The organism is Streptomyces sp. NPDC020845 (genome assembly GCF_044334165.1).
Taxonomy (GTDB): domain Bacteria; phylum Actinomycetota; class Actinomycetes; order Streptomycetales; family Streptomycetaceae; genus Streptomyces.
On record NZ_JBIRSJ010000002.1, the window covers coordinates 635659 to 659583 of the forward strand.

Annotated in this window: 24 protein-coding genes and 1 other RNA gene; 19 read left to right on the top strand and 6 right to left on the bottom strand. The window is 70.3% G+C overall.

Going from position 1 to position 23925, the window contains the following annotated elements; translation table 11 throughout:
• Positions 1-45: 45 nt before the first annotated feature.
• Positions 46-451, bottom strand: an RNA gene (gene rnpB, locus ACH4U7_RS06775) — RNase P RNA component class A.
• A 594-nt stretch (positions 452-1045) separates the two neighbouring features.
• Between rnpB and yaaA the strand changes: the two genes are divergently transcribed.
• Entirely contained in the window at positions 1046-1843 is a 798-nt protein-coding gene (gene yaaA / locus ACH4U7_RS06780) for a peroxide stress protein YaaA (protein ID WP_398526899.1), read from the top strand.
• A gap of 125 nt (positions 1844-1968) precedes the next feature.
• Positions 1969-2631 carry a bifunctional 4-hydroxy-2-oxoglutarate aldolase/2-dehydro-3-deoxy-phosphogluconate aldolase gene (locus tag ACH4U7_RS06785; RefSeq protein ID WP_398526900.1) on the top strand — a complete coding sequence of 221 codons (663 nt, stop codon included), beginning with the start codon at positions 1969-1971 and terminating at the stop codon, positions 2629-2631.
• A gap of 118 nt (positions 2632-2749) precedes the next feature.
• Here the strand turns inward: ACH4U7_RS06785 and ACH4U7_RS06790 are convergent, their stop codons facing one another.
• Genes ACH4U7_RS06790 through ACH4U7_RS06800 form a run of 3 tightly spaced genes read right to left on the bottom strand, consistent with a single transcriptional unit; the run spans position 2750 to position 5524 of the window.
• Positions 2750-3703: a PDR/VanB family oxidoreductase gene (locus tag ACH4U7_RS06790; protein ID WP_398526901.1), complete on the bottom strand. Its 954-nt coding sequence runs from the start codon at positions 3701-3703 to the stop codon at positions 2750-2752.
• Complete coding sequence (locus ACH4U7_RS06795) at positions 3700-4233, bottom strand: aromatic-ring-hydroxylating dioxygenase subunit beta (RefSeq protein ID WP_398526902.1); 534 nt, start codon at positions 4231-4233, stop codon at positions 3700-3702. Before ACH4U7_RS06795 ends, ACH4U7_RS06790 begins: the two co-directional genes overlap by 4 nt.
• Positions 4226-5524 (bottom strand): Rieske 2Fe-2S domain-containing protein, encoded by a 1299-nt coding sequence (locus ACH4U7_RS06800; protein ID WP_398526903.1) that lies wholly within the window; start codon positions 5522-5524, stop codon positions 4226-4228. The genes ACH4U7_RS06795 and ACH4U7_RS06800 overlap by 8 nt, the downstream gene beginning before the upstream one ends.
• Positions 5525-5823: 299 nt before the next feature.
• On the opposite strand from ACH4U7_RS06800, the gene ACH4U7_RS06805 reads away from it, so the two are divergent.
• The 4 genes from ACH4U7_RS06805 (at position 5824) to ACH4U7_RS06820 (ending at position 8381) form a co-directional block, all read left to right on the top strand.
• Complete coding sequence (locus tag ACH4U7_RS06805; RefSeq protein ID WP_398526904.1) at positions 5824-6345, top strand: flavin reductase; 522 nt, start codon at positions 5824-5826, stop codon at positions 6343-6345.
• Between the two features lie 35 nt (positions 6346-6380).
• Positions 6381-6629, top strand: coding sequence for a hypothetical protein (locus ACH4U7_RS06810; protein ID WP_398526905.1), 249 nt, complete (start codon positions 6381-6383; stop codon positions 6627-6629).
• A gap of 103 nt (positions 6630-6732) precedes the next feature.
• Positions 6733-7827 (top strand): maleylacetate reductase, encoded by a 1095-nt coding sequence (locus ACH4U7_RS06815; protein ID WP_398526906.1) that lies wholly within the window; start codon positions 6733-6735, stop codon positions 7825-7827.
• Positions 7824-8381 carry a nuclear transport factor 2 family protein gene (locus tag ACH4U7_RS06820; protein WP_398526907.1) on the top strand — a complete coding sequence of 186 codons (558 nt, stop codon included), beginning with the start codon at positions 7824-7826 and terminating at the stop codon, positions 8379-8381. Before ACH4U7_RS06815 ends, ACH4U7_RS06820 begins: the two co-directional genes overlap by 4 nt.
• 70 nt (positions 8382-8451) lie before the next feature.
• On the opposite strand, the gene ACH4U7_RS06825 is transcribed toward ACH4U7_RS06820, so the two are convergent.
• Both ACH4U7_RS06825 and ACH4U7_RS06830 read right to left on the bottom strand, forming a co-directional pair.
• Positions 8452-9285, bottom strand: coding sequence for a hypothetical protein (locus tag ACH4U7_RS06825; RefSeq protein ID WP_398526908.1), 834 nt, complete (start codon positions 9283-9285; stop codon positions 8452-8454).
• A 177-nt stretch (positions 9286-9462) separates the two neighbouring features.
• Complete coding sequence (locus ACH4U7_RS06830) at positions 9463-10413, bottom strand: helix-turn-helix domain-containing protein (RefSeq protein WP_398526909.1); 951 nt, start codon at positions 10411-10413, stop codon at positions 9463-9465.
• 509 nt (positions 10414-10922) lie between these two features.
• Between ACH4U7_RS06830 and ACH4U7_RS06835 the strand changes: the two genes are divergently transcribed.
• The 13 genes from ACH4U7_RS06835 to catC all read left to right on the top strand — a co-directional run bounded on the left by ACH4U7_RS06835 (position 10923) and on the right by catC (position 23888).
• Positions 10923-12347, top strand: coding sequence for an APC family permease (locus ACH4U7_RS06835; protein WP_398526910.1), 1425 nt, complete (start codon positions 10923-10925; stop codon positions 12345-12347).
• 244 nt (positions 12348-12591) lie between these two features.
• Positions 12592-14532 carry a primary-amine oxidase gene (locus ACH4U7_RS06840; protein ID WP_398526911.1) on the top strand — a complete coding sequence of 647 codons (1941 nt, stop codon included), beginning with the start codon at positions 12592-12594 and terminating at the stop codon, positions 14530-14532.
• Positions 14525-14989 (top strand): hypothetical protein, encoded by a 465-nt coding sequence (locus ACH4U7_RS06845; RefSeq protein ID WP_398526912.1) that lies wholly within the window; start codon positions 14525-14527, stop codon positions 14987-14989. Before ACH4U7_RS06840 ends, ACH4U7_RS06845 begins: the two co-directional genes overlap by 8 nt.
• A gap of 61 nt (positions 14990-15050) precedes the next feature.
• Positions 15051-15641, top strand: coding sequence for a TetR/AcrR family transcriptional regulator (locus ACH4U7_RS06850; RefSeq protein ID WP_398526913.1), 591 nt, complete (start codon positions 15051-15053; stop codon positions 15639-15641).
• A 100-nt stretch (positions 15642-15741) separates the two neighbouring features.
• Positions 15742-16404: a response regulator transcription factor gene (locus ACH4U7_RS06855; RefSeq protein WP_398526914.1), complete on the top strand. Its 663-nt coding sequence runs from the start codon at positions 15742-15744 to the stop codon at positions 16402-16404.
• Between the two features lie 6 nt (positions 16405-16410).
• On the top strand, positions 16411-17898 hold the full coding sequence (locus ACH4U7_RS06860) for an ATP-binding protein (RefSeq protein ID WP_398526915.1): 1488 nt from the start codon (positions 16411-16413) through the stop codon (positions 17896-17898).
• A gap of 92 nt (positions 17899-17990) precedes the next feature.
• The gene (locus ACH4U7_RS06865) at positions 17991-19172 is read left to right on the top strand and encodes an acyl-CoA dehydrogenase family protein (protein WP_398526916.1); all 1182 of its coding nucleotides are present in this window, start codon (positions 17991-17993) and stop codon (positions 19170-19172) included.
• Positions 19173-19218: 46 nt separating this feature from the next.
• On the top strand, positions 19219-19587 hold the full coding sequence (locus ACH4U7_RS06870) for a hypothetical protein (RefSeq protein WP_398526917.1): 369 nt from the start codon (positions 19219-19221) through the stop codon (positions 19585-19587).
• The gene (locus tag ACH4U7_RS06875; protein ID WP_398526918.1) at positions 19584-20363 is read left to right on the top strand and encodes an SDR family NAD(P)-dependent oxidoreductase; all 780 of its coding nucleotides are present in this window, start codon (positions 19584-19586) and stop codon (positions 20361-20363) included. The genes ACH4U7_RS06870 and ACH4U7_RS06875 overlap by 4 nt, the downstream gene beginning before the upstream one ends.
• Positions 20364-20396: 33 nt before the next feature.
• Complete coding sequence (locus ACH4U7_RS06880; RefSeq protein WP_398526919.1) at positions 20397-21614, top strand: amidase; 1218 nt, start codon at positions 20397-20399, stop codon at positions 21612-21614.
• The gene (locus ACH4U7_RS06885) at positions 21611-22714 is read left to right on the top strand and encodes a mandelate racemase/muconate lactonizing enzyme family protein (protein WP_398526920.1); all 1104 of its coding nucleotides are present in this window, start codon (positions 21611-21613) and stop codon (positions 22712-22714) included. The genes ACH4U7_RS06880 and ACH4U7_RS06885 overlap by 4 nt, the downstream gene beginning before the upstream one ends.
• A gap of 29 nt (positions 22715-22743) precedes the next feature.
• Entirely contained in the window at positions 22744-23598 is an 855-nt protein-coding gene (gene catA / locus ACH4U7_RS06890) for a catechol 1,2-dioxygenase (protein ID WP_398526921.1), read from the top strand.
• 11 nt (positions 23599-23609) lie between these two features.
• A complete protein-coding gene (catC, locus tag ACH4U7_RS06895) occupies positions 23610-23888 on the top strand; it encodes a muconolactone Delta-isomerase (RefSeq protein ID WP_398526922.1) in 279 nt (92 codons plus the stop codon).
• Positions 23889-23925: the final 37 nt, after the last annotated feature.

The window sequence follows — 23925 nt, forward strand, 5'->3', positions numbered from 1 at the left end:
TGAGGGCCCCGAACAGGACATAAGCCCAGGTCAGTGACCTAGAGGCGGACGAGTCGGCCATGTACGCCGGGTTCTGTTCCCCAGGGCCCTTACGGCCCCTGGGGCGGCGGCCATCCATCTAGGACCGACGTTGCCGCCGGCCTCGTGCGGTCTACCCGCGAACTCGGGCGGGCAGCCCTCGATCGTCCGCGCAGAGCCGCCGGTGGCGGCTCCTCTTGACCTTGCTCCGGGTGGGGTTTACCGAGCCGTCCGAGTCACCTCGGACGCTGGTGGTCTCTTACACCACCGTTTCACCCTTACCGGGAGCCTTGCGGCTCCCGGCGGTCTGTTTTCTGTGGCACTGTCCCGCGGGTCACCCCGGGTGGGCGTTACCCACCACCCTGCCGTATGGAGCCCGGACGTTCCTCGGCGGGACCCCGAAGGACCCCGACGCGACCGCCCGGCCGGCTCGTCCGCCGTAGTGACCATGGTACCGGGGGTGAGTGGTGGGTTGGACAGCGGCGGGGGTCAGAGGAAGTCGGCTTGGGGAAGCATCGCCGCCCGCGGCCTGGCCCACCAGACAAAGACCGCGGTGGACCGTGCGAGTGGCGCGATGGTCATCCGCAGCGTGGTCGACATTCTCGAAGCCACCGCCGTGGTCGAACCAGCCACCACCGAATCTCGACGGGATCGGTCCAAGACCGGACCCACCCGGCGAAGCACCACACGCCCCGCGCCCAGGCGACGCAGGGCACCCTCCCCCACCGGCCCCTGCGGTCCGGCGGGCAAGCGTCCGGAGGGACACGCACCAACGGACCCAAGACGGCTGCCCCGCGCAGCCCACCGGCACCAGGGCGTGACAACGATCAGCGCACCCACCACCCGCCGACACCGGCCGAGAGGGGCAGCACTGGGCGCAGGCTTCCACCTGCACGCCCACGCCACCCCACCACGGTGGGAACCGATCCAACCGATCCCACAACCCGCGGATCACATAGGATCACCTAGCTGATCAGAGACGCTGCCACGGGCTCGCCCGGACCCGTGAAGCGAAGGAGAGAAGACCGTGCTCGTGCTGTTGCCGCCGTCGGAGGGAAAGGCCCCGGCGGAGTCGGGGGACCCGCTGGACCTGGGGGCGCTGTCGCTGCCGGGGCTGGGTGAGGCGCGGGCGGCGGTGCTTGATGAGTTGGTGTCGCTGTGCTCGGGCGACGTCGAGAAGGCCGCCGAGGTGCTCGGGCTGAGCAAGGGGCTGCACGGCGAGGTGGCGAAGAACGCGGGGCTGCGGGAGGCCGGGACGCGTCCTGCCGGGGAGATCTATACCGGAGTGCTGTACGACGCACTCGGTCTTGCGACCCTGCCCGCCGCCGCGCGACGCCGGGCGGAGCGGTCGCTGCTGGTCTTCTCGGGGTTGTGGGGCGCCGTACGGATCGACGAGCGGATCCCGTCGTACCGCTGCTCGATGGGCGTGAAGCTGCCGGGCCTCGGCGCGCTCGGACCGTTCTGGCGCGCGCCGATGAGCGAGGTGCTGCCCGAGGCGGCCGGGGACGGGCTGGTGCTGGACCTGCGGTCGGCGGCATACGCCACGGCGTGGAAACCGACGGGCGAGGTGGCGGAGCGTACGGCGAGCGTGCGGGTGTTGCAGTCGAAGATCGTGGACGGGGTCGAGAAGCGGTCCGTGGTCAGCCACTTCAACAAGGCGACGAAGGGGCGGTTGGTGCGCGATCTGCTGATGACCGGGGCGGAGCCGAGCGGGCCCGAGGAACTGGTGGAAGCGCTGCGGGCGCTCGGGTACACCGTGGAGGCCGCGGCACCGGGCAGGCCCGGGCGGGGCTGGGGGGTGGATGTGGTGGTCACCGAGGTGTAGGCCCCTTGAGCCGGATGGTGCTGTGAGCTGTGCCCCCGCGAGCCGCCACAGCCAGCCCGCCCCCGCCTCCACTCTTATTGCAGCATGCGCAACGGTCGTTGCGGGATGTGTCCCGCGGCGGCAGGATGGCCGGTGTGACTAGCGCTGCCCCCTCCGCCACGCCCTCCGGCTCCCCCTCCGTGCTCGACCTCGCCCCCGTGATCCCCGTCGTCGTCATCGAGGACGCGGCCCACGCCGTGCCGATGGCCCGCGCGCTCGTCGCGGGTGGGCTGCCCGCGATCGAGGTGACTCTGCGTACCCCGGCGGCGTGGGATGCCATCCGGGCCATCGCCGCGGAGGTGCCCGAGGCGGTCGTCGGGGTCGGTACGGTGTTGACGCCCGAACATGTGGAGGCGTCCGTCGAGGCCGGGGCGCGGTTCCTGGTCAGCCCCGGTTGGACCGAGCGGCTGTTGCGGGCGATGCGTGCCTCGGGGGTGCCGTTTCTGCCGGGGGTCTCGACCGCCTCGGAAGTCCTGGCGCTGCTGGAGCACGGGGTGACCGAGATGAAGTTCTTCCCGGCGGAGGCGGCCGGCGGGACAGCCTACCTGCGATCGCTCGCCTCCCCGCTCCCCCAGGCCCGCTTCTGCCCCACGGGCGGCATCAACGCCTCCCGCGCCCCGGAGTACCTCGCCCTCCCCAACGTGGGCTGCGTCGGCGGCACATGGATGCTGCCCCCGGACGCGGTCGCCGCCCGCGACTGGACGCGCGTGGAGGAACTGGCCCGCGAGGCGGCGGCCCTGCGGGGCTGACCGCTACTGCTACCGCTGTCCGCGGCTACCGCCTTGCGCCGGGCGCGGCGGAAGCGGGTGCCTCCTGGGGCTGAGGGTGGGGAGCCCGGCCGAAGCGTCCAGAACCGGAGACAGGACTTCAGCAGAGCTCGATGACCAGCTTGTCGGACCTGGCCCGCGACACACACAGGGCGATCTGCGTACCGGACGCCTTGTCGGCGGCGGAGAGGCAGTTGTCACGGTGGTCCGGGGTGCCGTCGAGGACTCCGGAGACGCAGGACCCGCAGATGCCCTCCTCGCAGGACTTGAAGACATCGATCCCGTTCTCCTCCAGTACCGCGAGAATCGATTTGTCGGCCGGGACCTCGAACACCTCACCGGTGTCCAGTTCGACGGTGAAGGCCCGGTCACCGCTGGTGTTGATCTCGGCGGCCGTGAAGTGCTCGATGTGGACACGGTCCGCGCCGACCGCGGGGGCGAAGACCGAGGTGACCTGGTCCATGAAGCCCTGCGGGCCACAGGTGTAGACGTGGCACGCCAGGGGCAGCGCGGCCGCCGTCGCGGCGAGCAGCGCCGGCTGGTCCGCCCGTGGTACACCGGGACGGAGGCGGACCCGGTCGCGGAAATCGGCCCGTCTCTCCAGCAGGTCGGCGAACGCCGCTTCTTCCCGCGAGCGGGCGAAGTAGTGCAGTTCGAACTCCGAGCCCCGGGCGTGGAGCCGGTAGGCCAGGCTCAGCAGCGGGGTGATGCCGATACCGCCGGCCACGAGGACGTGCCGGTCCGCGTCCTCGGCCAGCGACAGCAGATTACGGGGGGTGCCGATCTCGAGCCGGTCTCCCGGGCCCACCTGGTGCAAGGCGGCCGATCCGCCGCGCGACCGCGGCTCCCGTTTCACCGCGATGAGCAGGGATCCGGGGTCGTCCGGCGGACCGCACAGCGAGTACTGCCGCAGCACGCCGGTCGGTCCCGTCACGTCGATGTGCGCGCCGGCCTCGTAGGGTGTGAACGGCGCCCCGTCCTCCCGGACCAGGCGGAGGGAGCGGATCTCCGGCGTCTCCTCGGTGACCTCGGCGACCCGGACGACGAGGCTCACAGCAGGAATCCCGCTGCGGGCACGGCGTCTTCGCTGTCGATGAGCCGTACGACCTTCAGGGCGATCCGGTCGCCGGGCTCCGACAGCCGGATGCGGTGGGTGACCTCGGCGGCCCACACGTCGTGCCTGCCACGCTTGTAGGCGACCACGACCTGGGCCGAGCGCAGGGTCACCTCATCCGCGCGGACCTCGACCGGCACGAACCGCGACACGGTCCGGACGGTCCGGGCGGCGTCGACCGCGGCGATGGCGTAGCCCTCGGTCATCCGGGTCACCCGCATCCGCCGCATCCGGGCGTCGTCGTACACCATGTTGAGCGTGTTGGCGAAGTCCTCGGTCGTCGCGTCGATCGGGACGACGTAGTGCGCGTCCTCGGTGTAGAGCTCCTGCCAGGTCTGGTACTCCCTGCGGTCGAGCAGGTCGGCCTCCTGCCAGACCAGCTCGACCGCCCGGGTCACGCGCGGGTCCGCCAGCAGCAGGCTCAGGGAACCAGCCGTCCGGGAGCCGGCCGTCTGCGGGGAATCAGTCATCGCTCATCATCTGCTTCCACTTGTCGTACGCCGCGCGCATGCCGGTCTCGTCGGTGACGTGGGAGGTCGCCCAGCCCTCCGGGCTCGGGGTCTCACGGGCCAGGCCGCGGTTGACCATGATCGGCATCTCCGGTGCGCCCTGGGCGCCGCGCTGGACACGGTCCCAGCCCTCGGCGTCGTCGGGGGTGCCGAACCCGAACGGGCCCTGGAAGTGCTCGTGGATACGCAGCCGTTCCCGGTTGACCGGGTCCACGATCTCGGCCGGCCCGTCCGGTCCGAGGGCCACGTGCTCGATCAGGGTCTCGTCGACCGAGACCGGCCGCAGCACCCGCAGGAACGAGATCGACATCGACACGTTCGGGAAGAGGTTGAGGTTGAAACCGGTGCCGTGCATGGCCCGGACCAGCTTGCGGATCCCGACGTCACCGAGACCGGCGGACTTCAACTCGGTTACCAGGGAGGCGAATCGGGGCTGCAGCGGCTCGGTACCGTCGTCGATGTCGAGGTCGGAGTGGTCGGGGACCATCTGGGCGACGCTGTGCCCGTTGCCGAGGTCGTGAGTGACCGCCGCGGGGTCGGTCATGAACGACATCATGTCGGCGGTCTCGGCGTCGGCCGAGGCCATCCACGAACGGTGCACGATCGGGAAGTGGTAGCCGTCGGTCGTGTTCTCCAGCTGGATCTTCCAGTTGCCCCGGAATCTGAACTGGTGGGTGCCGAGCACCTTGATCGGGTAACCACCCCCCTGCTTCATGAAGCGGTCGATCCACAGCTTCACATCGCCGAGGAAGTCCTCCAACGGTTCGACGCCGTCATGGAAGGTCGCGAAGACCATCCCGCCGTAGGACTCGGTGCGGAGCTTCTTCAACCCCATGTCCCCCTTCTCCATGACGCCCTCGTAGCCGTCCGGGTAGGGGATGCCGCGCAGTGCGCCGTCGAGGCCGTAGGACCAGGCGTGGTACGGGCAGGTGAAGCCGTTGACCTGGCCCTTCTTCTGCTCGCAGAGGCTGGCGCCCCGGTGACGGCAGCGGTTGACCAGGGTGTTGATGCGGCCCTTGCGGTCCCTGACCACGATGACGGGCCGGCGGCCGACGAACGTCGACTTGAAGCTGCCGGCCTTCGGCAGTTCGCTCTCGTGTGCGACCCACACCCAGGTGCGCTCGAAGATCTTCCCCATCTCGAGCTCGAAGATCTCGGGATCGGTGTACATCCGGCCGGCCACGCGATCGGCCTGCACCAGATCGGGCGGTGCGAGTTCGTGGATGTTCTCGGTGGTGAACGGGGCGTTCATGAAAGGGGCCTCCAGGAACGGTTCGGAGGTGTCCCGGCAGAGCCCGGGTTGTCGTCGGTCGGCTCTTTTGACGCTAAGGAGCCGACAGCGGCGGGCCAATTGGGAATGGCCTCGGCGGGCGTAGGGGATTTCTTCAGCCGGCGGCTCGGAGGCGGCACCGCGGTTCGTCCTCCGGACGCCGTAGGGGAAATCCTCAGCGACGCCCGAGGAAGTCTCGATACCACTGTCGGCAGGCGCGGTTCTACTTTCGGTAGTGCCCGGGGTGCACCCGGGAGCCCGAGGGCCCGGCAGGAGGAACAGTGGCTCCGAACATCACGCAACCCACGCCGACACAGCAAGAATTCCGCGCCGCGATGGCGAACCTCTCCGCAGGCGTCAACATCGTCACGACGGACGGCCCCCGTGGCCGCGCGGGCATCACGGTGAGCGCGGTGTGTTCCGTCACCGACACCCCGCCGACCATGCTGGTGTGCGTCAACCGGTCCAGCCGCAGCCACGACATCCTGCGGGACAACGAACGTGTCTGCGTCAACGTGCTCGGTCCCGAACACCAGGACATGGCCCTGGCCTTCGCGGGAGGCGTGCCGCCCGAGCAGCGGTTCTCCGTCTCCGGAGACGGGTGGGACCACTCGGTCGCCGACGTGCCGGTGCTCAGGGGCTCTGCCGCCTCGATCGTCGGCCACATCACCGGCACCGCCACGCAGGGCTCCCACTCGGTGCTCTTCATCGAGGCGGACCGGGTGATCGTCGGTGAGGACAGTGGCGGCCTGGTCTACTTCCAGCGCCGGTTCCACCCGATCAGTACCCCGCTGGGCGCGTGATGGCCGGCGAGCGGACACCGGATGACGGTTGCCGGATGACCCTGACCTGCTATAACGACACGTTTGGCTACGGCTGGCGGCATGTGGACCTGTTCACCCGCGACGCCGACGGGCGCGAGCTGAACTGGGTCCACTGGTCGGTCCCCGCCGACGGCCCCGACGCGGCCGACGCGATCACCGCCAGGGTCGAACCCCGGCTGCGGCGCACCTCCGAGTGGCGCCACGGGGTCAGTGCCGGCGGCATGGACTACTGGGAGGCCGACGCGGCCTGGGACGAGTCGTGAACCGGCGACACCCGCGGCCACCCCGGGCCGGCGTGAGACCGGCGGGGATCACCGGCCCGCCGTCATCGCGGGTCCCGGAGGATCGCGGGGAAGGACCACCGGAATGAGATTCGTGCACGAGACCCTGCCACAGCGGGTCGTCTTCGCCCCGGGCGGCGCGGCCCGCGCCATCGGCGACGAGGCCGCCCGGCTCGGCGCCGCACGCGTCATGGTGGTCGTCGCTCCGTCGTCGTCGGCACTCGCCGGCACCCTCACCGGCGCGCTGCCGGTGGCCCACGTCCACCACGAGGTCGTGCGGCATGTGCCCGTCGAGGTGGCCGGCCGGGCGCGCGAGGCCGCGGCACGGTGTCGCGCCGACGCTCTGGTGTCCATCGGCGGCGGTTCGGCGACCGGGCTGGCGAAGGCGGTCGCCCTCACCACAGGACTGCCGGTCGTCGCCGTACCCACGACCTACGCCGGGTCCGAGGCCACGAACGTCTGGGGCCTCACCGAAGGCGCGACCAAGACGACCGGCGTCGACCCCAAGGTGCTCCCGCGCGCCGTCGTGTACGACGCCTCTCTCCTGCGCACGCTGCCGGTCGAACTGTCGGTGGCCAGCGGACTCAACGCGCTCGCCCACGGCGTCGACGCGATGTGGGGGCCACACGCCGACCCGATCGACCTGGCCCTGGCCGAGGAGTCGATCCGCGGCCTTTGCCAGGGGCTCCCCGCCGTCAAATCCGACCCGCGCGGACTGGCGGGCCACGAGCGGACGCTGTACGGCGCCTACCTGGCGGCCGTCGCCTTCGCCTCGGCCGGCTCGGGCCCGCACCACAAGATCTGCCATGTCCTGGGCGGAATGTTCGACCTCGCCCACGCACAGACCCACGCCGTCGTCCTCCCCCACGTACTGGCTCTCAACGCCCCGCACGCCCCCGAGGCGGAGTGCAGGATCGCGGCAGCGCTCACCGCTCCCACCGCGGTCGAGGGGCTGGCCGCGCTGTACGCGCGGCTCGACGCGCCGATGGCCCTGCGGGACTGCGGAATGCCCGAGGACGGGATCGCCAGGGCGGTCGAACCGATCCTCGCCGCCGTCGCCGCGAACGCCCCCGCGCTCACCCGCGACAGCCTCACTGCCCTGCTGCGTGCGGCCTGGGCAGGAGAGCCGCCCCGCCCACCGTGCCGACCAGCCGTGCCGAGCCAAGGAGTATCCCGATGACCGACAAGACCACGATCGCCACGCTCGTACAGCGCGTCGAGGCGCTGGAAGCCGAGGCCGACATCCGCAGGCTTCAGGCGCGCTACATGTTCCTGTGCGACACACCGTGCCCCGAGTTCGGCGTGCGGGACGACGCCCACCGCATCGACCTGCTGATGGAGCTCTACTCCGAGGACGCGGTGTGGGAAGGAGTGGGCGAGTACTACGACAACCAGTTCGGCCGTGCCGAAGGCACCGCCGCCATACGGCGCCACTTCGCGGAGTTCTGGGGAGGGAAGCACGATTCCGCGCTGCTGCTGAACGCGCACTACCTCACGTCGGAGCAGATCCACGTCGACGGTGACGAGGCCACCGGTCAGTGGATCCATATGCAGCCGTGGCTCTTCTCCGACGGGACGGCCCTGCTGCGTTCGAGTCGGCTCAACAACGCCTTCCGCAAGATCGACGGCGTCTGGAAGATCACCCGGACCCGTACGGAGAACGTCTTCGTCACGCCGCTGCCGGAGAACTTCGCCGAGAGCCACCCGTCGGTTTCGGTGCTGATGCGGCCCTGACACACGGCGACATCGGGACGATGGAGCGCACCCGGGCTCGGACGGTTGGCCGTCCGGGCCCTTCCCGAGGTCAGCGGACGGATCGTGCCTGTGCGTCCAGGAACGCTTCTACGGGGTCGCCGCGAAGTTCCCAGGGCCACGCCGTGACCTTTCCCTCCAATAGCGGGAAGACGCGTGCGGCCTCTCGTCCCCGCTCCGCTGTGACGAGCGCGTACGCCAGGAGATTGAGATCCGCCAGAGCCCGCGCGTGCTGTAGGAATCCTGGCTGCGGCCACATTTCTCCGGCCTCGTCGAGGACCTTGGCCACGGGCGGGCGAGTCCAGAAGTCCCGGGCCATGAGCGCTTCGAGGTGGCCCTTGGCCACGATGCTCCGGTGCTGGTCGACGACGGCCGCCAGTCCCAGCCCGGCGGTCGGGGCGTTCGCCGGTGTACGGGCGCGCACGGAGTCGATGAATTCGAGGACCTGCATGCGTGAACCCCCCTCTTCCGGTGAGAGGTAGCCGAGCATCTGCAGATGCGCCTCGCGGTGCTGCGGGTCTCGCGCCGTCACCTCGCGCCATATCGCCAGCACGTTGTGGCGGTCGTAGCGCTCCAGACGGGCCACGCCCAGGGCGACGACCCAGGGATTCGGGTCCCCAGGATCCAGATCCGCCGCGTCGTAGCAGGTCCTGAGGGTGGCCGGCGCATCCCGTATGCCTCCTGACCATCGTCCCCGGACCAGCTCCGTCCAGGCGTACAGCAGCATCGCGTCCGCGCTGCGCGGTGCACGGGCGATCCAGGCGGACGGGACATCGGAGCCGGCTGCCGCCTCGGCCAGCACCGCGAGGCGGTGGGCGCGCCGGTCCCAGTCCACGCCGGTCTGCTGTATCAGGTTGGCTATGCGTGCGACGTGCAGATTCGTCATGCCGATCACACCTGGGCGGGGCACCTCTCGCAGGGATTTCACGACCCGGTCCAGCCCGGTGTCGTCAAGCGCGGAAGACAGGTGCGGTTTACGACGGTTTGCGAAGAGGGGCATGGGCGCAGAGAGTACGCGGTACTCGGCGCTCGGCCAACGCTCGTTGTCGCGCGCCGGTGGCTCTCAGGAACGGTCCGGGCCGGCCAACGCGCGTCGGCGGAAGTCCCGGGGTGTCTCGCCGTACGCCGACTTGAACAGGCGGCTGAAGTGCCGGCAGTCGAGTAGTCCCCAACGCGCGGCAACCATGCTGATCGGCTGTTCGGGGGCCGATGTGTTCGCCAGGTCCCGGGCACAGCGCTCCAGCCGGCGCATGCGGATCCAGCCGGCGACGGTCAGGTCCTGTGCGGCGAACAGCTTGAAGAGGTAACGGCGTGAGATGCCGTGTGCCTCCGCGATCGAGTCCGGCGTGAGATCGGGATCGGACAGCCGGTTCTCTATGTAGGTACGGATGCGGAGCATCATCGCGTCCTGCGGAGGCGGCGGCGCGGACCGGGCCAGGCTCTCCGTGACCAGTGCCGTGATGAGGGACACGGCACCGTCCGTGAGGCTGCCGGCAGCCGGGCCCGCACAGTCACGGATCTGTTCGCTCAGTGACCGCAGGAACGGCCCCACGACGGCGGCGACACCCGCGTCGGCGCTGATCCGGCGCGCGGTGAGGTCACGGAGGGCGTCGGGGCGCACGGGCAGCATCGGGCGGGGGAGCAGCACCAGCACCGTACGGAAGTCGGTGTCGTAGGTGAAGGAGTACGGCCGGGAGGTGTCACAGATCGCGATGTCTCCGGGCCCCAGCGTGCTGCACACCCCGTCCTGCTCGATCACGCAGATGCCCGCGGTCTGGAGGGCGACCTTGTAGTGGTCCTCCTCGTGCTGGGCGATCATGCGCGCGGTGCGACGCACCCGCAGTGGTCCCGCGCTGATCGAACTGAGGTGGAGCAGCCCCAGATCGTCGCTGGCAGCCTGCCCGTGGAACGGAGTCCGCACGATCGGCCGGGCGTCGAGGCCGGTGAAGAGTTTGGACATCTCGCAGGCCCAGTGATCAAAGCGTTCGGCCTGGGCGACGGAGTCAGTGGTCACGGTCGTTCTCATAGTGCGCTCCGCCTGGTAGCGGTCTGTCTTGTCACGGTGGCCCGAGCGGAATCATCGCGGGCTTCCTGCATGTTGCATCGCGCAACGCCTGGTGGAAAGGTGCTGGTGACTCCGAGGGAAGCGATTGCCCGCTCTGCACGGTAGCGCCGTGCATGGAATGGCGGGAAGGGGTGCACGCCACCCCACCTCCCGGGCCCGATGCGGGCGCACAGTACTCCACACCAGGTTGGGGAGATGATTCCCGGCCGGCGAACCACCGAGGCCGTTGGCCTGTCCTCCGAACGCGCCTCGGTTCCGCTGCGGTCCTTCGTCCCAGCCGTCAACGGGCGGCGCGGAAGAGGTCCCATCGCAGCCGGGCCTCGTGGCGGCCGACGCGCTCGCCCCTGGCCCTCAGGCGTCATGCCCCGGCTTCTGCCGCACTTCCCAGGGAGTCCCCCGTGACCCAGCAGTCATCAGGCCCGGATCACCGCACCCACCTCCGGCGAGGAGCTGTAGGGGTGGCCGGGATCCTGTTCTTCGTCCTCTCGGCCCAGGCGCCGCTCACAGGCGTCGCCGGAACCCTCCCCGTACCGCTCGGCCTCGGCAACGCGGCCGGCGTGCCGGCCACCTACCTGGTGATCGGGGTGATGATCGGCCTGTTCTCGGTCGGGTTCATCGCCATGAGCCGGCATGTGACCGACGCGGGTGCCTTCTACGCCTACGTCTCCCACGGTCTGGGCAGGCCGCTCGGGGTCGGCGCCTCCCAGGTCGCGGTGATGTGTTACTGCGCCGTACAGGCAGGGATGTACGGCCTCTACGGCGTCGTCGTGGAGGGCCTGGTCCAGCAGTACGCCTCGATCGACCTGCCCTGGTGGTTCTGGGCGCTGGCGACCATCCTCCTGGTGCAGCTCCTCGGATCGCTGAACATCGAGTTCGGGGCGAAACTCCTGGCCGTCCTCGTGGTGGCCGAGACCTCGCTGCTCCTGGTGTTCGCCGTCCATGAGCTGCTGTGGGGCGGCGGCCCCGGAGGGCTGGCCTTCCGCGCCTCCTTCTCTCCCTCGGCCTTCCTCTCCGGGGCGCCAGGGGTCGCCGTGACCTTCGCGATCGCCTGCGTCCTCGGCTTCGAGTCCACGGCCATCTACGCCAAGGAGGCCAGGGACCCGGCTCGCACCATCCCCCGCGCCACCTACCTGTCCGTCACCGTGATCTCGGTTTTCTTCGCCTTCGTGTCCTGGATGTTCGTGAGCTTCTACGGCCCGGACAAGGTGCAGGGCGTGGCACTGGACGCGCTGCGGAAGGGCGACGCCACCGCGGTGGTCTTCGGTGCGGTCACACACACCCTCGGCAGCTGGGCCACCGATGTCATGCAAGTACTGCTCGCGACCTCACTGCTCGCGGGGGTGCTGGCCTTCCACAACGGCATCAACCGCTACTTCCACTCCCTCGGCACGTCCGGCGTACTGCCCCGGTGGCTGTCGCACACGAACCGCCAGGGCGCTCCCTACACGGCCAGTTCGGTCCAGACCGTCATCGCGATCGCGATGGTGGTCCCGTTCGCACTGGCCGGCGCGGACCCGGTACTCACCCTGCTGACCTGGGGTGGAGGTGTCGGAGTGCTCGCGCTCCTGCTCCTCTACCTGCTGACCTCGCTGTCCGTCATCATGTTCTTCCGCAGGACCGGTCTCGACCGCAGGCGGTGGAACACCCTGATCGCGCCGCTGGCGTCCATCGCCCTGCTCCTCGGCGCCGCAGCGCTGGCACTGGAGAACTTCACCACGCTGATCTCCGCCTCCGGTACCACCGCGCTGGTCCTCGAACTCACCGTGGTCGCCGTCCTCGCCGGAGGCATCGTCCTGGGACTCCTGAGACGCGGCGGGGAGGGGACGGACGCCGAGCACCAGCTCCGGGGCAGCGATGCCGAGGACGCACAGACCCCTGTCTGACCGGCTCCGGCCGGGCAGGCCCCGTCGAAGTCCGCTGTGGTCCCCGCCGCCCGGAAGGGGTGCGGGGCCACAGCGACCGGCGGCGACACGAAATCCGCCGTTGCGTGCACGCTCTTTCACCCCGTGGTGCACGGGATCGGGCGGTTCGCCAGAAAATCACTGTCTGCATCTGGACATGTGACCCTCACGCCGTTTTTCCTCTACAGACGTAGAATAACCCGCCGAGTGCATCCGGAGGCGCACCTTGACCGCCGCACCACACCCCCTCGACCAGCTGACCGCCGGCGAGATCGAGCAGGTCCGCTCCGTGCTGGAGCACGCCGGTCTCCTCCGGGAGACCTCCCGCTTCGTCTACGTGGGCCTCGAAGAACCCGCCAAGGGCGACCTGCTCTCCCACCGCGACGGCGACTTTGTGGACCGCCGGGCCAGGGTGCTGCTCCATGACACCGCGGGCGCTCCGGGACGGGACGTCATCGTGTCCCTGACCGGGCAGGACGTGGTGGCCGAGCGGACGCTGGACGCCGTCGTCGACGGTCAGCTGCCCATTCTCGAGGAGGAGTTCGGCATCGTCGAGGAGGTGCTCGCCCGGGACGAGCGGTGGCTGGCCGCCCTCAAGGACCGCGGCCTGGACGTGTCACAGGTGCGTGTCGCCCCGCTGTCGGCCGGCGTCTACGCCGACGAGTACCCGGACGAGTCCGGGCGCCGCATCCTGCGCGGCCTGGCGTTCCTGCAAGAACACGACCGGGACCACGCCTGGGCGCACCCCGTCGACGGACTGGTCGGCTACGTGGACGTACTCAACCGCACCGTCCACCGCGTGGTGGACCTGGGCCCGGTCCCCGTGCCCACCGGGTCCGGGAACTTCGACGACCCGGCCGTCACGGGCCCCGCTCGTACCAGCCAGAAGCCCATCGAGATCATCCAGCCCGAGGGCCCCAGCTTCACTCTGGACGGCAACCTCCTGACCTGGGAGAACTGGACTCTTCGCATCGGGTTCGACACCCGCGAGGGCCTGATTCTGCACCAGCTGGCCTTCCGCGACCGGGACCAGGGACGCACCCGCCCGGTCATTCACCGGGCGTCGATCGCCGAGATGGTCGTGCCCTACGCCGACCCGTCCCCGGTCCGCTCCTGGCAGAACTACTTCGACACCGGCGAGTACCTCATCGGCCGGGTGGCCAACGCCCTGCGGCTCGGCTGCGACTGCCTCGGCGACATCACCTACCTCGACGCCGTCATCGCCGACGAGTCGGGGCACCCCCGCACCCTGCCCAACGCGGTCTGCCTCCACGAGGAGGACTACGGAATCCTCTGGAAGCACACCGACCTCTGGTCGGGCTCGAACGAGACCCGCCGTCAGCGCCGGATGGTGCTGTCCTTCTTCACCACGATCGGCAACTACGACTACGGCTTCTACTGGTACCTCTACCTCGACGGCACCATCGAGTTCGAGGCCAAGGCCACCGGAATCGTCTTCACCTCCGCCCACCCCGGCGGCGACTACCCGTACGCCGCCGAGATAGCCCCCGGCCTCGGCGCCCCGTACCACCAGCACCTGTTCTGCGCCCGGCTGGACATGGCACTCGACGGGCCGCGGAACAGGGTCGAGGAAGTCGACGCCGTCCGCGTCCCCATGGGCCCGGGCAATCCGCGCGGGAACGCCTTCACCTACCGGCGCACGCCGCTGCGCAGGGAGAGCGAGGCGCAGCGCACCGCCGACATGGCGGTCGACCGGGTGTGGCACGTCACCAACCCCAGCTCGCTCAACGCGCTGGGCAACCCGGTCGGCTACGTGCTCCACCCCGAGGGCAAGCCGACGCTGCTCGCCGACCCGGGCTCCTCCATCGCCGCCCGAGCCGCCTTCGCCACCCGGCACCTGTGGGTCACCGCCTACGACCCCGCCGAGCGCTATCCGGCCGGTGACTTCGTCAACCAGCACCCCGGTGGCGCCGGGCTGCCCGCCTACGCGGCGGCGGACCGGGACCTCGACGGGCAGTCGCTGGTCGTCTGGCACACCTTCGGCCTCACCCACGCCCCCCGCCCGGAGGACTGGCCGATCATGCCGGTCGACTACACCGGTTTCAAGCTCAGGCCGGCCGGTTTCTTCGACCGCAACCCCACGCTCGACGTGCCCGGGAACACATCGGGCCCGCACGGCTGCTGCGGCACCGACGACCATGCGTGAGCTGCTGCTGCCGGCCTGCCTGGCAGGGGCCGTCCTCTGCCTGGCCGGTCACCTTCCCGGGCCGGTCCGTCGTTGGGGGCCGCAGGTGCCCGCTCTGGGCGGCATGGCGCTGATGGCCGGCGGCCGGGCACTGCCTGGAGCGTGCGCCGTCGGGATCGCGTGCCTGTGGCATGCCGTACGGGCGTGCGTCGACCGCCGCGGCTGGACCGAGGTGGCCGACACGGCTGTGATGGCGTTGCTCATGGTGCTGATGACGGGCGCTGCCGGCGGGGCCCACGCGCACATGGCGACCGGGCACGCGGCCGGGCCGGCCGTGCTGGCCCTGGTCGTCTGGGTGACCGCCCGCGCGGGCGGGTTCATGTTCTCGCAGTTGTCGGACGCCCCCCCCTGGGCACAGCCGGTGCGCCGGCCGCCCGCCGGGCACGGGCGTTCCGGGAATCCGGCGCGACCGTCATGATCATCAGCATGGCGACCATGCTCGTCTGACCCGGCCCGACAACGAGAGCGGAGAGCAACGGATGCCGAAGATCGTCGATCATGAGGCTCGCAGACGCCTGATCATCCGGTCGGTCTGGTCGCTCATCGGCCGCCGCGGCCTCGCGGCGGTGACCATGCGGGAGCTGGCGGCCGAGGCGGGCTTCGCCAACGGCGGACTCGCCCCCTACTTCCGGGACAAGGACGAGATCCTGCTCGCCGCCTTCCGGTACGCGTGCGAGGCCACCGAGCGCCGCCTGGAAGGCGCCGTCGAGGAGCCGAGCGGCGGCCTGGCCGCCCTGCGCAGCCTCTGCCACGAGCTGGTGCCGCTGGACGACACCCGATTGCTGGAGGCACGGGTCGTGGTCGCGTTCTGGGACCGGGCCCTGTACGACCCGCGTCTGTCGTCCGACTACGAGGCCACGGTGCAGCGGTGGCGGATGCTGATGCACAAGCACCTCGCCGAGGCCAGGGCGGTCGGAGAGGTGACGACCCCCACCCCCGACGAGGACATCGTCGAGACGCTCTTCGCCGTCGTCCTCGGCTTTCAGGTCAACGCCGTCCTCACACCGGGAATCACCACCCCGGAACGCCAGATCGAGGTCCTCGAGGGTCTCCTGGCGTCGTACGCCTGAGCGGTGCACACGATGGCGGAAGTCCGTGCACACGGTGTCCCGGCCATCCTCGTCCCTCCGCCTAACGTCCGTACCACGACGTCCTTCGAAGCGAGGAGCGATGACCGTCAACTCCCCCCTCTCCTCTTCCCCCAGGCTCGCGGGGTCGGCCGGGCACGTCTACGTCCTGGACGACGACGAGCAGTTGTGCCAGTCCCTGGCCTGGCTGCTGGGCTCGGTGCACATCCGCACCGAGTGCTTCACGGACGCCGACTCCTTCCTGGCGGCGTTCGACCCGGACCGGCCCGCGTGCCTGGTCCTGGACGTACGGATGCCGCACATGGGCGGGTTCCAGGTCCAGGAGTTCCTCGCGGCCCGCAACGCCGTGCTCCCGGTCGTCTTCGTCTCGGCCCACGGCGACATCCGGATGTCGGTCCGTGCCCTGCAGCAGGGGGCGGTGGATTTTCTGGAGAAGCCCTACGGCCCACAGCACATGCTGGAGGCCGTGCAGAACGCCCTGTCCCTGGCCCGCGATCGGTACGCCGAGCAGGCCGAGCGGCGTGCGGTGAGGTCACGACTCGCGTCGCTGAGCAGACGCGAACGAGAGATCCTTCGGCTCGTCATGGCAGGCCGGCCGAGCAAGTCGATCGCCAGGGAGCTGGACATCAGCGTGAAGACAGTCGATGTCCACCGGGCCAGGATCAGGGAGAAGACGGCCGCCGAAAGCCTCGGTGCCCTGATCGGGGACATGCTGCGCTGTGGTCTCGGACAGTCCGAGGTGTGAGCCCGTATGTCCGGCAGCCCCGAGATCACGCCATCCGACTTCGGCCGCCTCTTCGCCGCGCTGCGGCACTGCGTCCTGGTGCACGACGCCGAGACGAAGGCCATCCTGTGGGCGAATCCCGCCGCTTGCGCGGTGCTGGGTTTCACCGTCGACGAACTGAAACCGCTCAAGGCCCCCGACATGAGCTCCAACGCCCGCCAGTACGCCCGTGAGATCGGCGTCACGTGGTTGCAGCGGGCCGTCGACGAGGGCACCAGCACCATCGAATGGTGCTATCGGTCGAAAACGGGCGTGGACATCCTGACCGAGGCCGTCGCCGTACGAGTGGACCTCGCCGCCGGGCCCGTGGTGATGGTGCAGTTCCGCGACATCGCGGAGGAGAAGGCCACCCGGCGCGACCTGTTCCGCACCGAGGGCCGGCTCCACACGTTCCTGCGCAACCTCGACGAAGGGATCGTCGTCCTCGACGGCGACGGCCGCACACTGTTCGCCAGCGCGACCGCGGCGACCCTGCTCGGCGGCGAACCCGACGATCTCCTCGGTATCGACTTCGCGGGATTCCTGGCGCCCGAATCCGCCGCCCTCCTGCGCGAGGCCCTCACCACCTCCTCCCAGGGCCTGTCCCCCAGGAACGCCCGCTACCGCCTCGCCACCCCGGGCGGCGCGGACGGGCCGGCCCGCTGGTTCGCCGCCCGCTGCCAGTACATCGACATCGAGCACGACCTCCGTGGCCTGCTTCTCCTCTTCCACGACATCACCGACACCGTCCGCGCGGAGGACGAACACCGCCACGACGCCCAATACCTCAACCACCTGGCCCGCTACAACGCCATGGGCGACATGGCGATGGCCATCGCCCACGAGGTGAGCCAGCCCATCGCGGCCGCTCACAACTTCGTGGCCGGTGTGCGAAGCCGTATGAACGGCGACGGCGGGAACCTCGGCTGGGGCCTGGAGAACGCAACCAAACAACTTGACCGGGCGGCCCTGATCCTTTCGAGTCTGCGGCAGTACGTCGTACACCTCGAAGAGTCCAAACAACTCGTCGATCTGAACGACATCGTGACCGACTGCGCCTACTTCGTCGATGTACGGGCCAACCAGAACTCCGTCGCCCTGCACTGGGACCGCACGGCCGAAGCACTTCCCGTGAACTGTGAGAAGGTCCTGATCGGACAGGTCGTTCTGAATCTCGCCTTCAATGCCGTCGAAGAAATGGCCCAGTGGCCCCACGAAAGGCGCACAGTGGTCGTGGCCACCCGCCGTCACGACGCGTACGCCGTGGTGGAGGTCCGGGACACCGGACGGGGACTGCCACATCCCCCCTTCGGCCAGATATTCGACGGAGCCTTCAGCACGAAGGGCAATGGCCACGGCATCGGTCTCGCCCTCAGTCACCGCATCGTCACGCGCCACGGCGGCGACATCCAGGCCACCGAGAACACGCCCCACGGAACCGTGTTCCGGGTCCGGCTCCCCCTGCTGCATAAGTGAAATCCCCTACGGGAGCCATCCGATCCCCGATTGTCCACCCGCGGCCGGCTTTCTAGGGTGAGCCCAAGACGCGGAAAATTATCCTTCCCGGCATGCCAGAGGACAATCTCATGACGCAGACGCTGGATTCGCCACAGTCGGCCGAACGGGAACTGATTTCCCGGAACGACAAGGCGTTCGAACGGGCTCTGGCCCTGGTGGCCGACCGGAGGGGGGAATTCGAGGAGAAGCGGCATGTGCCGCGGGACATGATCGCCGAATTCAAGAAGGCAGGTCTCTACCGGGCGAGCACACCGCGACGCTTCGGCGGTGAACCGCTGACTCCGGCGGAATTCCTCCGGCGCATCGAGCGCATATCCGAGGTCGACGGTTCGGCGGGCTGGGTCGCCAGCTTCGGCTCGTCCCTGATCTACCTCGCCGCACTGCCGCTCGACACGCAGGCAGAGCTGTACGCGGAAGGTCCCGACCTCGCCTTCGCCGGAGGACTGTTCCCCGTCCAGGCCGCGGAGCGATCCGGCAACGGATACCTGGTCTCGGGCCGTTGGAAGTTCGCCAGCGGCTGCAAGGGCGCGGACGTCCTCGGTGTCGGCATCAAGGGTACGGACCCGGCGGGCCGGCCGCTGACCGCCCTGTTGCGGCCCGAGCAGGTGCGGATCGCCGAGAACTGGGACGTCCTCGGTCTGCGCGGCACCGGCAGCCACGACCTGGTCGTGGACGGAGTCGTCGTACCGGAGGAGTGGACCTTCGTCCGCGGGGGCGAACCCACCGTCGACGAGCCGCTGTACCGCTACCCAGCCGTCGCGTACGCCGCGCAGGTGCTGGCCGTCGTCGGCCTCGGCGTGGCCCGCGCCGCGCTCGACCACGTCGCCGAACAGGGCGGCCGCGCCAGTTACACCGGTGGGCCGAAGGCGGCCGACCGGGCCGGCTTCCGCATCGGAGTGGGCCAGGCGGAGGCCGGGCTGCGCTCGGTCCGCGCCTTCTTCTACGAGGTCACCGAGGAGGTGTGGGCGACGGTCGAGCGCGGCGACCCCGCCACCACCGACCAGGCCAGCCTGCTGCGCCTGGCGTCCGCGCACGTCGCCAGGGTCTCCTTCGAGGTCGTCCGGTCCGCGTACCAGCTCGCCGGCATCCCCGCCATCGCGGACAGCAGCCCCCTGCAGCGATACCTGCGCGACGCCTCCGTGATCCCGCAGCACGCCTTCCTCCAGGAGGGCGTCTACGACGGTGCCGGCGCGGTCCTTACGGGCGTACAGCCCTTCCCCGGCTACCCGTAGCCGGACCTCCGCCCGAGCCGAAGTCCCCCTGAAAGGTAGAATTCCCATGTCCGATTCCCCCGAGGCCCCGCTGCGGGTGCTGTTCTGCATCGGCGTCAACCAGAACTTCTTCGACCTGCCCACCGGGCAGGGCAAGGCCGTCTGGGACGGCTTCACGAGCATGCTCACGCAGCTGCACGGCCTGCCCGGAGTGACCGTCCTCGGTACCGTCGACGACGACCAGCACATGGTCGGCCCCTCCGGCTCCTGGCCCTGGACCTGCTACGTCCTCGCCGACGTCGTCGATCAGCCCACCGTCGCCGCGGCGTGCAACCTCTTCCGTACCGTGCGGGTCGGCGAGCACGGCCTGTGGCGCTACATGAGGATCGAAGCGCGCATCGGCCGCCCGCTGCCCGACCCGGAGCCGGCCCGATGAGCCCCCAGGGAATCAACGAGACCTGGGAGGACGACACCTACCGGGTGGCCCTGGTGACGGGCGCGGCCCGAGGCCTGGGCGCCTGCATCGCCGACCGGCTGTACGACAAGGGCTACCGCGTCGCGCTGACCGACCTGGACGCGGAGTCGGCCGCCAGGGCGGCGGCCCGGCTCGACCCCTCCGGGCAGCACGCGGTCGGCCTCGCGCTCGACGTACGGGACAAGGACGCCTTCGCGCGGGTGCGGGACCATCTGGTCGAACGCTGGGGCGCGGTGCACGTCCTGGTGAACAACGCCGGACACTCCAAGGTCGAGTCGCTGATGCGGATCAGCCCGGAGAGCTTCGAGTCGGTGGTGGCCACCAACCTGGGCGGCACGTTCTTCGGCTGCCAGGTCTTCGGCGAGTACTTCGCCGAGCGCGGCTACGGACGCATCGTCAACATCGGTTCGCTGGCAGGACAGAACGGCGGTACGGCGACGGGCGCGCACTACGCGGCGGCCAAGGGCGGAGTCGCCACGCTGACCAAGGTCTTCGCCCGCGAACTCGGTCCGCACGGAGTCACCGTCAACGCCATCTCCCCGGGGCCCCAGGACCTTCCCGTGGTCCGCGAAACCGTCGCCCCCGAGGAGCTCGCCCGGATCGAGGCGATGATCCCGGTCGGTCGGCTCGGACGCCCCAGGTTCATCGCCGACATGGCCGTCCTGCTCGCCGCCGAGCATGCGGACACGGTCACCGGGGCGTGCTGGGACGCCAACGGCGGACTGTTCATGCGCTGACGGCGTCGTCGCGCCAGGAAGGAGTCCCCTGTCATGACACCCCGCAGCACCATCGCGGTCGAGCGGGCGCTGAGGCGTCTGGAGCAGACCGAGCCCCACATCCGTGCCTGGGTGCGGGTGGACGCCGACGGAGCCCGCGCGGCGGCCGCACGGGCTCCGGACGGCGCGCTCTTTGGCGTGACGTTCGGTGTGAAGGACATCATCGATGTCGCCGGTCTGCCGACGGAGTGCGGTTCCCCGCTTCGTCGCGGCCGTGTCGCCGCCGCTGACGCCTGGTTGGTGGACCGGCTCAGACGCGCTGGTGCCGTGCCGCTCGGCAAGACCGTGACCACGGAGTTCGCCTACTTCGAGCCGGGCCCCACGCGCAACCCGCACGGTCTGGCCCACACGCCCGGCGGTTCCTCCAGCGGATCGGCCGCCGCCGTCGCGGACGACGTGGTGCCGCTCGCCCTGGGCTCCCAGACGGCGGGCTCCCTGACCCGGCCCGCCTCCTTCTGCGGTGTGGCCGGATACGTCGCCCCGGTGGGCGCCTGGCCGACAACGGGGTTCACCGGACTCAGCCCGACCCTCGACGCACCGGGGCTGCTCGCCACCCGTGTGAGCGACCTGATCGCGGCCGTCGACGCGGTCGACGGCACGCATGCCGAGGACCCCGCGGCCGTACGGGCGCTGGTATGGACCGGCGCCGAACTGGCCGACATCGACCCGGCGATGCACGAAGCACTGCGCCGCACCGTCCGCGCGCTCGCGGCCGACGGCACCGGGACGGACGGACTCGGAGACGAAGTCGGTACGGCCGGGCTCACCGAGGCGCATGCCACGGTCATGGCCTACGAGGCCGCACGCTCCTTGCGTGCCGAGGCGCGGCACCCCGAGTCGTTGAGCACGCACCTGAACGAGCTTCTGGAGCGCGGACGCAGCACCGCCGAGGACACCTACGATGCCGCGCTGGCCGTGCGGGACGGGGCCCGCACCGCGATCCTGCGGCTCCTGGAGCGCGTGGACGTCATCCTGGCTCCGGCCGCCCCCGGCCCCGCCCCGCACGGCCTGGGCGCCACCGGAAGCCCCGTCCTCAGCCGCCCCTGGCAGCTGCTCGGCCTGCCTGTGGTCACCGTTCCCGGCCATCGCGACCCGTACGGCATGCCGCTCGGACTTCAACTGGTCGGCCACCCCGAGCGCGTGGGCCGTCTGCTCGGCATCGCCCGGTACACGGAAACCGTCGTCCGCCGGATCGCGGAGAGCGCCCCATGAAGATCACCCGCGTCGAGGCCGTCCCGTACGCCATCCCGTACACCAAGCCGCTGAAGTTCGCGAGCGGCGAGGTGCACACCGCCGAGCACGTGCTCGTCCGGGTCCACACGGACGAAGGACTGGTGGGTGTCGCCGACGCGCCTCCCCGCCCCTTCACCTACGGCGAGACACAGACGTCGGTCGTCGGGGTGATCGAGCGGATCTTCGCCCCGCAGCTGGTGGGCGAGGACGTGTTCGCCCGGGAGCGGATCCACGGCCGGCTGCACCGGACGGTCGGCAACCCGGCCGCCAAGTCGGCCCTGGACATGGCCCTGTGGGACATCACGGGCCAGTCCTGCGGGCGGTCCGTCACCGAACTGCTGGGCGGCCACACCGACCGGATGCGCGTCAGCCACATGCTCGGTTTCGACGAGCCGCGGCGGATGGCCGACGAGGCGCAGCGCATGCGGGACACGTACGGCATCACCGTCTTCAAGGTGAAGGTCGGCCGCCGGCCCGTCCACCTGGACCTCGAGGTGTGCCGCGCCCTGCGCTCGGCCCTCGGTGACGAGGCCGAGCTGTACGTCGACGGCAACCGCGGCTGGACCGCCTCGGAGGCCGCGGCGGCACTGCGGGAGTTCGAGGAACTCGGCATGACGCTCGCCGAGGAGCTGTGTCCGGCCGACGACGTGCTCGGCCGGAGATGGCTGGTCGCACGGAGCGGCATCCCCTTCGTCGCGGACGAGTCCGCCACCACACCCGCCGAGGTCACCCGTTCCCTGCTGGACGGAGCGGCCACGGCCATCAGCGTCAAGACCGCCCGCACCGGCTTCACCCACTCCCAGCGCGTGCTCTTCCAGTGCGAGGGGATGGGCGCCGAAGTGGTGATGGGCAACCAGATCGACGGCCGGCTGGGCACGGTGTGCACCGTCGCCTTCGGCGCCGCCTACGCCGCCTCGTCCCGCCGGGCGGGCGAACTCTCCAACTTCCTGGACATGAGCGACGACCTCCTCACGGACCCGCTCGTGATCACGGACGGCACGCTCGCCGTCCGGGACGGCCCCGGGCTGGGCGTCGTCATCGACGACGACAAACTCGCCCGCTACCGCCAGGACCGCTGAGAACCCTCTTCCACAAGGAGCCGCACACCATGTCCGAGACCATCACCAAGGCCACGGCCGCCGACTCCGGCGCCTCGGCGACGGAGCGCTTCCTCGCCGACAAGACCGGCGGGACCGGACCGGGCGCCGACACGGCCAGGGTGAGCACCCTGGCCACGGAGGTCATCACCGCCGTGCACGAGGTGATCCGCCGCCACCGCGTCAGCTACGCGGAGTACAACGCGCTGAAGTCCTGGCTGATCTCCGTCGGGCAGGACGGCGAGTGGCCGCTGTTCCTCGACGTGTGGGTCGAGCACGTCGTCGAGGAGGTCGCCCACGCCTCCCGCGAGGGCAGCAAGGGCACCATCGAGGGCCCGTACTACGTTCCGGGTTCTCCCGCACTGCCCAGTGTCGCCACCCTGCCCATGCGCGAGAACGAGGCGGGCACGCCGCTCCGCTTCAAGGGCCGGGTCACCGACGTCGGCGGGCAACCGCTGGCCGGCGCCCTGCTGGAGCTGTGGCAGGCCGACGACGAGGGCCTGTACGCCCAGTTCGCCCCCGGCATCCCGGAGTGGAACCTGCGCGGCAGCATCGTCGCCGATACCGAGGGCCGGTTCGAGGTGACCACCATCCAGCCCGCGCCGTACCAGATCCCGACCGACGGCTCCTGCGGCAAGCTCATCGCCGCCGCCGGGTGGCACGCCTGGCGCCCCGCTCACCTGCACCTGAAGGTGTCCGCGCCCGGCCACGAGCCGCTCACCACACAGCTGTACTTCAGGGGCGGCGAGCACATCGAGGACGACATCGCCTCCGCCGTCAAGCCCGAACTGGTCCTCGACCCGCGCCCGGCCGCCGACGGCGCCGGCGAAGTCACCTACGACTTCGTCCTCGACCCGGCGTCCTGACGGAGACCACAGTGCTCTTCGCCGTACGGATGGCCGTCGCCCTCCCGCCGGACATGGACCCCGAGTTCAAGGCCTCGGTGATCGCCGCGGAACGGGAGTACGCACAGAAGCTTCAGCACGCCGGCGAGTGGCTGCACCTGTGGCGCTGCGTCGGCCAGTACTCCAACCTCAGCATCTTCGACGTCACGGACAACGACCGGCTCAATGAGATCCTCTGGGGTCTGCCGCTCTTCCCTCACATGGACATCACCGTCACACCGCTCGCCCGGCACCCTTCCGCCGTCCGCTGAGCGTCCGCACCGACGAGAGGGCTCCGACCGCCTGCAC

Excerpts from the sequence above, each read along its gene's own strand:
- ACH4U7_RS06785 (WP_398526900.1), top strand. The coding sequence starts at position 1,969 with ATGGCCGGTGTGACTAGCGCTGCCCCCTCCGCCACGCCCTCCGGCTCC.
- ACH4U7_RS06795 (WP_398526902.1), bottom strand. The coding sequence starts at position 4,233 with ATGACTGATTCCCCGCAGACGGCCGGCTCCCGGACGGCTGGTTCCCTG.
- ACH4U7_RS06800 (WP_398526903.1), bottom strand. The coding sequence starts at position 5,524 with ATGAACGCCCCGTTCACCACCGAGAACATCCACGAACTCGCACCGCCC.
- ACH4U7_RS06810 (WP_398526905.1), top strand. The coding sequence starts at position 6,381 with ATGACCCTGACCTGCTATAACGACACGTTTGGCTACGGCTGGCGGCAT.
- ACH4U7_RS06815 (WP_398526906.1), top strand. The coding sequence starts at position 6,733 with ATGAGATTCGTGCACGAGACCCTGCCACAGCGGGTCGTCTTCGCCCCG.
- ACH4U7_RS06820 (WP_398526907.1), top strand. The coding sequence starts at position 7,824 with ATGACCGACAAGACCACGATCGCCACGCTCGTACAGCGCGTCGAGGCG.
- ACH4U7_RS06825 (WP_398526908.1), bottom strand. The coding sequence starts at position 9,285 with ATGACGAATCTGCACGTCGCACGCATAGCCAACCTGATACAGCAGACC.
- ACH4U7_RS06845 (WP_398526912.1), top strand. The coding sequence starts at position 14,525 with ATGCGTGAGCTGCTGCTGCCGGCCTGCCTGGCAGGGGCCGTCCTCTGC.
- ACH4U7_RS06850 (WP_398526913.1), top strand. The coding sequence starts at position 15,051 with ATGCCGAAGATCGTCGATCATGAGGCTCGCAGACGCCTGATCATCCGG.
- ACH4U7_RS06855 (WP_398526914.1), top strand. The coding sequence starts at position 15,742 with ATGACCGTCAACTCCCCCCTCTCCTCTTCCCCCAGGCTCGCGGGGTCG.
- ACH4U7_RS06860 (WP_398526915.1), top strand. The coding sequence starts at position 16,411 with ATGTCCGGCAGCCCCGAGATCACGCCATCCGACTTCGGCCGCCTCTTC.
- ACH4U7_RS06865 (WP_398526916.1), top strand. The coding sequence starts at position 17,991 with ATGCCAGAGGACAATCTCATGACGCAGACGCTGGATTCGCCACAGTCG.
- ACH4U7_RS06870 (WP_398526917.1), top strand. The coding sequence starts at position 19,219 with ATGTCCGATTCCCCCGAGGCCCCGCTGCGGGTGCTGTTCTGCATCGGC.
- ACH4U7_RS06875 (WP_398526918.1), top strand. The coding sequence starts at position 19,584 with ATGAGCCCCCAGGGAATCAACGAGACCTGGGAGGACGACACCTACCGG.
- ACH4U7_RS06880 (WP_398526919.1), top strand. The coding sequence starts at position 20,397 with ATGACACCCCGCAGCACCATCGCGGTCGAGCGGGCGCTGAGGCGTCTG.
- ACH4U7_RS06885 (WP_398526920.1), top strand. The coding sequence starts at position 21,611 with ATGAAGATCACCCGCGTCGAGGCCGTCCCGTACGCCATCCCGTACACC.
- catA (WP_398526921.1), top strand. The coding sequence starts at position 22,744 with ATGTCCGAGACCATCACCAAGGCCACGGCCGCCGACTCCGGCGCCTCG.